The 9054-nt window shown below is 42.8% G+C and carries 2 protein-coding genes; both read left to right on the top strand.

Annotation, left to right across the window (positions count from 1 at the left end):
• Positions 1-701 precede the first annotated feature (701 nt).
• The gene (locus P2W73_RS10480; protein WP_276501982.1) at positions 702-8093 is read left to right on the top strand and encodes an NIDO-like domain-containing protein; all 7392 of its coding nucleotides are present in this window, start codon (positions 702-704) and stop codon (positions 8091-8093) included.
• Positions 8094-8546: 453 nt separating this feature from the next.
• Positions 8547-9047, top strand: a complete 501-nt coding sequence (locus tag P2W73_RS10475) for a methyltransferase family protein (RefSeq protein ID WP_276501981.1) — start codon at positions 8547-8549, stop codon at positions 9045-9047.
• Positions 9048-9054 lie beyond the last annotated feature (7 nt).

Here is a 9054-nt window from a genome sequence, read left to right as displayed (position 1 = left end):
ATAATTTTATCTTCTGTGAGCATTGATAATCGAGTTTTGCGTGTGGTAACTCAAAATTATCTTTTATTAATGCTCACTTCTTTTTTTATACACCAAACAGCCTATTGCGTTGACCAAATAGTTTTTTTGACATATTAACTAGCAACTTGAGTTAGTTAGTTTTAGTAAATGATAAGGTTTGACTGCCCGATCACAATCAAATTTCTGGTCGCCAATATAGCTAAGCATAACAGTAAGTCAAAATTTTGGAGGAGTTGATTTGTGAAAAGGCAAGAATAAACATTGCCCGGTTTTAGCAGAACCCCCTTTAAAAAGCGGATATTGTCGCCGTTGTTATTGTTTCACTGTCGCTCACCTTGCGATGGCGATCCTAAAAATGTCTGATCCTTTATAAAATATCATCTACAATACAATAAATCCATATAATCCATTCTCTGTGAGCATTAATAATTGAGTTTTTTTTCGTGTGGTAAACTAGCAACTTGAATTAATTAAAGCTCTCCCAGTAATATACACCCCAAATTGCAATTAAATTTATTTTTATAACAGCTTAAGTAACAATTAAGGTAATTCTTGCGGCGCAGCCTTCTAAGAATTTTAAAAATTATTTACCCATTACCTGACTAGTACAAACAAAACGCTTTTGCTATCTTAGCCTCGTCACCACCATCGTAAATTCTCGTCACCACCATTGTAAATTCATGAGATTTCACCATAGCCGCCCTCTGCTTGTTATAATCGTATCCTGTTACTTCAATGTTTCCCTCCATTCGCAGACATCTGCGAACTATAGCGTCAGCACCAATACATCGGCTACTCTATTGGCTGATAAGAATGGGAACTCCATTAATTTTTCCAATTCGCCCAACCTCATCGCGAATAATATTGTAAGTACCAATTCGACCGTGCTACCGATAGGTTTCGACCTCATTTTTATGGGAAAGCTTTATACCCATTTTGTGGTAGGAGGTTATGGCCAGATCGGGCTTGCTGTCGCGGGCTCACCTTCCTATATACTGGGAGGAGTCAATGACCTCACCCGTGCTATCAGTTATCCACCCGATTCTTTTAACGATGCTCCGTTACTGGCAGCTTTTTCCGGTGACCAGCGAACTGCCCGAACCGGGCCTACCATACAATCAACAATCAGTGGTAGCTATCCACACCGTTGCCTGGTAGTACAATGGAATAGCGTGGTCAGCTCAACCTCCACAACGGCAGTTAATCCCGCTGATGCCGTATTCCAGGCAAGGATCTACGAGAGCACTGGTGAGATTGAATACGTGTATGGCAAGATGACAATTGGTAATGGGAGCACAACCGTTACGGCTTCCATCGGCTTCTCTTCGGGTAATACCGATAATAGCTTTCTTGCTATCAGCAGCCTTAGTTCATTTAGTGCAACCCGTGTGGCTGCCGAAGAATTTGCCACCCAATCACTGGTTAGTTCCGCTACACCAGGTATCATTGCCGGCTTACATTCGACAACAGAGGGTGTACGCAGAAAAATATCCATGACGCCGGTCACCTGCAACGGAAGTGTTACAGCCAGCTCCGTGACCCGTGTGCTTGCAAAATCCATGAAGCTCAACTGGACGGATAACATTACTAATAACTTCGGCTGGATGATCTACCGTTCGGTTTCCGATTCCAACAATTATCAACTGCTGACTACACTTCCGCCAAATGCCAATACTTACGATGCCAAGGATCTTCAAACAAATACGCGATACTACTGGAAGGTTATTCCTTTCACCGAGGGCAACACGGATATCAAGTTAGTGTTGACAGACAGCACCCGTTGTTCGATGGCCGGCATTTATAAAATCGGGCCTGGTGGAAATTTTAGCAGCATCAGGGCTGCACAAGATTCACTTGCGCTATGGGGAATGGTTGGTAACATAACATGGGAATTGGTTCCTTCATTCAGTTTCGCATCGGAGAGCTTGCCTGTTAGTTTTAAATCTCTTGCTCCCTGTCACGAAAAAGATTATACCCTTACTCTTCAACCTGCGGCAGGTGCCAATTTTAATATTATAAATAATTCCGCAACACCTGTATTTCTTATTGATAGTTCAAAAAATATTATCCTGGAAGGAAGAGCAGCGGGAACAGGGCCAGTAGCACTCACCCTAGAGGGCGCAGGTGAATTGATCAGGATTGTAAACGGCTGGCAAAACAGGATAAGATATATAGAATTTAAATCCAGTACCAACTTTTCCACGGTGAGCCCGGTCACGGTTGAAGGCAAAAGTGGAGGCGGAAGTTATTCGAACAACATTGAAAATTGTGAACTGCATGACAGGGGTGCCTCTTTTTCTTTACCTGTCCAACTCATCAGATCTGTAATCAGTAACGGGGCTCCGAATTATAATAACACTGTATCGCGTTGCCGCCTCTACAATTTCCGGCGTTATGCCCTTGACATCGATGGAAAAGGCTGGATAATCAATGATAACAGTTTTTATGCTACCCTCCCTGTTGCAGCAACTGATAGTTCAGGATTTATCAACATAAGCACCAACGATAATTCGATGAAAAACCAGATCACCGGAAACTATTTCGGTGGAAGCAGTCCGAACTGCGGCGGCAATGTATTAATATGGAATGCTTCCTGGTTTTTTAATGGAATTGGAACAAACGCCAGTGCTACGATCAAGAACAATCGGTTTAAACGTCTAAAAATAGTTGCAGCTACCACACAGCCAATCTCTTCCTATATTGATCTTATTCGTGTAGGAAAATTTGGCAGTTCAGGAGCAACCATTGATTTTACCATAGAAGAAAATCAATTTGGCGATCTTAATCCTGCTGACAGTATCTCGTATACCTATAATCCCGCATATCCTTACACAGTTGAAACTACTATAGTGAGAACTGTTGGTGTCGCCGTTGGTTCTATTCAAACTAACACCATGGTGCATATCCGCACATCAGTTGTCGGTACTAATACAGATATCTTAAGTTTACGGCTTTTAGAGACCAACTCGGGAAATACGGTACTGATCAACAAAAATATACTGGGTACTGTTCAACAGGATTATAAGATCATACATAAAGGCTCCGGAATGATGACAGCTATTTATTCCTGGGGAAGAGCCACGATCACTGATAACCTCATTACAAATATTGTTGCTAAAAATGCGGTTATCGGCATTTCAAAAGTATTCGACGAGCATTTTGATCCTACTATTAACGGAAAAATTACTGGTAATACCATCAGCTACATTAAGTCTTTGGAAAGTGTTTCCGGCGCCTACTTTTCTGTTGCAGGAATTTATGCGGCACGTTCCGGAGTACTGATAGAAAGGAATAAGATACTACATATGGAAGACAGCAGTATGATATCCGGTGGTCCTGTTTCTATTTTTTCGAGAGATTGTAATAACACCATCAACGCCAATTTTATTGACGGAACCGGAAAAGCGCTAAGCATGGACGACGATCGCTCGGTTATTACCAATAATATGATCAGGCTGGGTATTGATTCTGCCGGGAATGCTACAAGTAAATGGCCTTCTACCGGATATTCAAATACATATACTACCAATAACCGTGTTGTACACAATACAATTTATATTGCAGGTCATGGCGAAGGTTCATCGGAATGTGTTTCTTATTACGGATCATCGAGCTTTGTGAATAATATACTGGTGAATGTCCGTACTTCAACGAGCGGCATCAATTCCATATTCTCAACCGCCTCAAGTTCCCATGATAGTTATTCGGATTACAATGTTTGCTACCAGGGAACGAATACAATCTTTAGCACAGCTTATCCAAGAAATCTGAATTTTCAGCAATGGAAGGATAAGGGCAAAGATGTTCATTCCGTATTAGTGCAGCCAAATTTTGTATTACCCGATGGTCCCACACGTTTGCTGGATTTGCATGTTACAGGTACTACACCTGCTGAGCGCCGGGGTACTTCTTTTGGATCATACAGTACAACTTTCGATTTCGATGGCGATGTAAGGGCAAATAATTCACCTGTGGATATTGGCGCCGACGCCGGTAACTATTTGCCACTTGACCTCGATCCACCGAACATCACTGTTGTTCCTTTGCCGGATGCGACTGATACAACAAGCCGTTATATCAGCATTTCTATTACCGATGCGCTGAAGGGATTGAATGTAACCGGTAACGAAAGACCGACCATATGGTATCGTAAAAGCTATCCATCCACTTCGCCATGGCAGTTCAGTTATGGAACTCTTGTGAGTGGTACGGCGAAAGACGGCAACTGGCGGTTTTATATCGATCACCAGTTGGTGAACGTTACGCACAATGGCTCGGACAGCATTCAATATTATTTCGTGGCCCAGGATACGACGTTCAACTCGGGCTTTAATCTTTCCGTTAGTCCGGCCCAAGGTGCGGTGCATACAACCGTCAGTCAACAAGTGTCTGCGCCACTGAAACCCTATACATACCGGATCAGATCAGGCGGCTATATCATTCCTTCCGTTGTGAATGTTGGCGTCAACCAGCGGTATACATCTCTTACCGCTGATGGCGGCGTATTTGAAGGATTGAAAAGAGATTCTATAAAAGCCGGTAACCTGACGATACGGATCATTTCGCATTTAAATGAAAATGGGAAATGGGCATTGGACAGTACCATAAATAAACGTGGCGTAAATGTGACGATTGTCCCTTCTCACGATTCCCTATTTGTGATCAGGAACAATGCGGATCTCAACACGGAAATGATCCGCGTGGATAGTTACGATAACCTAACAATAGACGGTAGTTTTAATGGCAGTGGAAGATGGCTGCGCTTTATCAATGCACATTCCGACCCCGCCAATGCAAAATCGACACTGGCATTGATAAGTGGTACCGATAGCGTGCAAATCCGTAATTCGCAATTCCAAAACAATATGGGTAAATACGATCATGAGCGGGGTATTCTTACGCTTGCCAAAGGAACTAAAAAGGACCTTGTAATCAGCAATAATATTTTCAGCAATATTGAGGGTAATTCCGGCAAGCCCACTATCGGCATTTCCGCTGATAGAACCAGTACTCCAATAAGACTGTCCATACATGCCAATCATTTTGTCAATATGGAAAATGCGGGTATACGCCTCAACCCAATTGGTGAAACCATACGCATCGACTCCAATCATTTCTACTGGAACGACCTTAACGCACATCATTCCACATTTTATCATGGTATATACACCTTTGCTATGTCCATGAGCGAAATCAATGATAATTACTTTGGTGGATCGCAGCCGTTTTGTAAGGGAAAGCCATGGATACATGATGGCGCATTTCAGAATTTCATGCTTATTGATGCGCAAGGCAACTCCAACAACGATTGTTATATCCAACGAAATACCATTCAAAATATTCAAACTACCCACGTAAATGCAGCCAATTTCTTCCCCATCCAGGCTTATGGACGGTTTTCGGTTCTCGATAACACAATTGGCGATAGCACGAACCGGCAAAGCATGGAGCTGGCTGCATCCAACATATATTTAATCTACGGAAGCGGCCGCAGGAGTACAATATCCGGCAACCTGGTTGCAGGTATTACCTGTACCAACGCTACCGTTTTCTATGCATCAACCAAGGGCATATTTGCATTCGCCGACTCCGCTGTAATTATCCGGAATAATATCGTGAGGGATATTACTGTTGCTACGTCAATAATTGGAAACGATGCACTTACCGGGATATACGTGGGTACGCCTGTTAAAAATAATCTCGTCGAACAGAACGAGGTCTTTAATCTCTCCGCCACTCACAGCGGCGCGGTGAAGGTAACCGGTTTCCAAACATCTTCTGCCCACAACGGCGGCGGTATTATGCGGAAAAACCGGGTTTATAACATTACGATGCCGAACAGTATCAATGGTACAATAACTGGTTTCCATTTGTCTCAAAATGGAAGCTGGAAAGTTGAGAATAACCAAATCAGGCTGACAAACGGCCTGTATCCAAATCCAGTGAAACTGTACGGTATTTATGATAAATCTACCATCAATACAGAAAACGATAAATCCATTGACTACAATACGATAGTACTCGGTGGTTCGCAGGTGTCAGGCACTACTTCGTCATTCGGCTTTCATAATGAAGGCATTGGTGTGACAAAGCGATTCAAAAATAATCTCATCATCAATGAGCGTACTGGTGGCTCGGCACAGCACGGAGCTGTTGCGGTCAAAGTGGTTAGCCCATCCTCGGTGTGGTCGCAGCAAACTTCAGACTATAATTTATTTGTAACAACCGATACCAGCAGTGCTTTTCTTTGGGGAAATAATATTCTTTCAATGGCTGGTTGGAGATCAATCACTGGTTCGGATAGAAACGGCTATATCACTCCAAAGAGTGTATTGTCAGTCTCCACACTTTTTGTTGATCCTCCAAAGGGAAACCTGGATATCAATACCGCCAACAATTTCTGTTGGTATGTTAATGGAAAAGGAATCCCATTAAATGATATTGACGCCGATTTTAAGCAAACCGGAATACGTTCTGTAAGCGTTGACAATGGATCCGTGGATATCGGCAGCCATGAATTCAATACAAACACCACCCCCCCCGCCGTATATGTTTATGGCCGGCATGCGCCTGGTGGAACGGATACGCTTAGCTTCAATGGCCGAATAATCGCTACCATTCAATGGGACTCACAAGGGACCCTGCCCGATCTTGGCAATGCTCGGCTTTACACCGGTACCTGGCCAAATGATCTCACCAATGGCAACACCATCGCCAATGCACGGACTTGGAGCAGCTATCTTGATCTGCCAGCCACAGGTGGCAGTGGATATAGTTACGATCTAACATTATACTACGACTCATCTATGTTAGGAAAGATAAGCGATGAAGCGACAATGATTGTCAATAAACGGGAATCAGATGTTACAGGAAGCTGGCAGGAAATTCATCCTAATGTTGTTGACAGAAACAACAGGACGATAACTATTACTAACCAGCGATCTTTTTCTGAATTCACTGTTACTGATTCGCTGGCTACATTGGTAACGGGAATTCCTTCGGCAGAGCTTACCATAAGTGAACAGACAGTTAGTGCAAACAGTGTATCCACCGGTTCGGTATTCACCACCAGTTTCATTGAAAACAACTCGGGTGCCGCCAATGCCAGTGCACATAAGATTTATTTTTACCTGTCGGCAGACACGATTCTTACGCCGGGTACAAATGGAGATTCTTTATTGAATTATTACGACGTTGTTACAGGGCCTGGAGCAGGTGCAAATTCGGGAACGATCAATCAATCGCTGACTATGCCCTGTGTCTCTCCCGAATCTTATTTTCTTTTTGTAGTTGCTGATGGCGCTAACCAGGTAAATGAGCCCAATGAAAATAATAACGCTCTAAGGATTGGAATCAATGTAACAACAGGTTTAACCTTACCAAGCGTTCCCACTATTGTGGCAACTCCTTCCGCTACCATTTGCCCGCCCGGAAACGCTATCTTAACAGCATCGCTCGTGAATTGCAGCAGTTGTATCTATACATGGAATACCGGGGCTAGTGGAAATAGTATAACCGTAAATACAGCAGGAAATTATATCGTGACAGCAACAAACGCCTGCGGATCAACTACCGCTACACAACCAGTGGTGGTTAGTCCGCAGTCGCCCGTACCAACGATAACGCAGGTTGGCAACAGTTTGACTTCTTCCAGTAGTGCTGGAAACACATGGTATCTGAATGATACTGCGATTGCAGGAGCTACAGGCGCTGTATATGAGCCTTCCAGTTCAGGGCTATATACTGTCACAACCAATACCAATGGTTGTACAAGCCCGGCATCCGATCCTTTTAATTTCGTGTATACTGCAATCAACTCGCCGGATCTTGATACAAAAATGCAAATAGGCCCCAATCCGGTCAAAGATGAACTATTCATCAGTTATCAGGGTAACCCAACTTTGTTTATGCTGACAATCGTTGACCTCACCGGGAAGGAGGTGTTGGGGAAAAAACAATTTGCCCGCAACACCAGCCTGAATATGGGAAGACTCGCTGCCGGTCTTTACATACTTAGGATATATAACCAGCAGAATAAAGAATATATGCAACGAATGATTCTAAAAAAATAATAGCATTTTACTGAAAATTAGTTGGTAGAGCCGGCTGTACCTTACGCCAAATAAGAGTTTGAAGAAAGCTTAGTGAAACTGGTTTCACTAGCTTTTTTTTACCAATAAAAAGTTCTAAAAAACGTCGCTGTCTTACAACAGGGCGGCGTTATTCGATGGAGAAAACAAGTCGCCAGGCAACGGTTTAAATGTAAAAGTTGCGTAATCAACGATTGGAAAATCCGGTTCGACTGGTTCAAAAAATGGGTATAAAAATGGCAAACTTTTAAGACTCTAAGTCAGTATAGCGGTCTGTCAATAGATACACTTCAACGGATTTTTTATGCTTTTTTACAACGGTCTCCTGTAGTTAGTTTTTTTACGCCGCAGTTGATGTTTCTAACCTACTGAACAAACGAGTGCGCCTTCTTCAATAAAATATATAATTCAATACATTCACGAGCAGAATCCAACATGCAAGACCCGTCAATCATAAAACATATTCGTGATATTCTTATACTGCCTTTTACGGTGACAGTTATCATTCCCTGGTTAATTTATGACAAACACCAGGCGCTATTTAACGCAACTATTTTTTTGAAGGTCATAGGCATTATCCTGTTCGTTTGCGGCCTGATCTTATTTCTGAGGACCGTTTATCTTTTTAAAACAATCGGGAAAGGCACTCTAGCCCCGTGGACACCAACGCAAAAGCTTGTCATCGCCGGGCCTTATCGATATTGCCGGAACCCCATGATATCCGGCGTCTTTTTCATTTTATTGGGAGAAACATTGTTACTGAACTCCACCAATATATTGATTGAAGCATTGATCTTTTTTGCGTTCAACACCATCTACTTTATTTTGATAGAAGAACCCGATCTATACAAGCGATTTGGCGAGGAATATCTGGTGTATAAAAAAAATGTTCCCAGGTGGATACCTAAACTGAAAGCCTATAAACCGCAGAAATAAAGACGAT

The sequence above is a fragment of the Terrimonas pollutisoli genome, assembly GCF_029360765.1.
Taxonomy (GTDB): Bacteria; Bacteroidota; Bacteroidia; order Chitinophagales; family Chitinophagaceae; genus Terrimonas_B; species Terrimonas_B pollutisoli.
Note: the sequence above shows the minus strand (reverse complement) of the source record. Positions and strands in the feature narration are given on the sequence as shown.

Coding starts and splice junctions, on each gene's coding strand:
- P2W73_RS10480 (WP_276501982.1), top strand. CDS start 702: ATGAGATTTCACCATAGCCGCCCTCTGCTTGTTATAATCGTATCCTGT.
- P2W73_RS10475 (WP_276501981.1), top strand. CDS start 8,547: ATGCAAGACCCGTCAATCATAAAACATATTCGTGATATTCTTATACTG.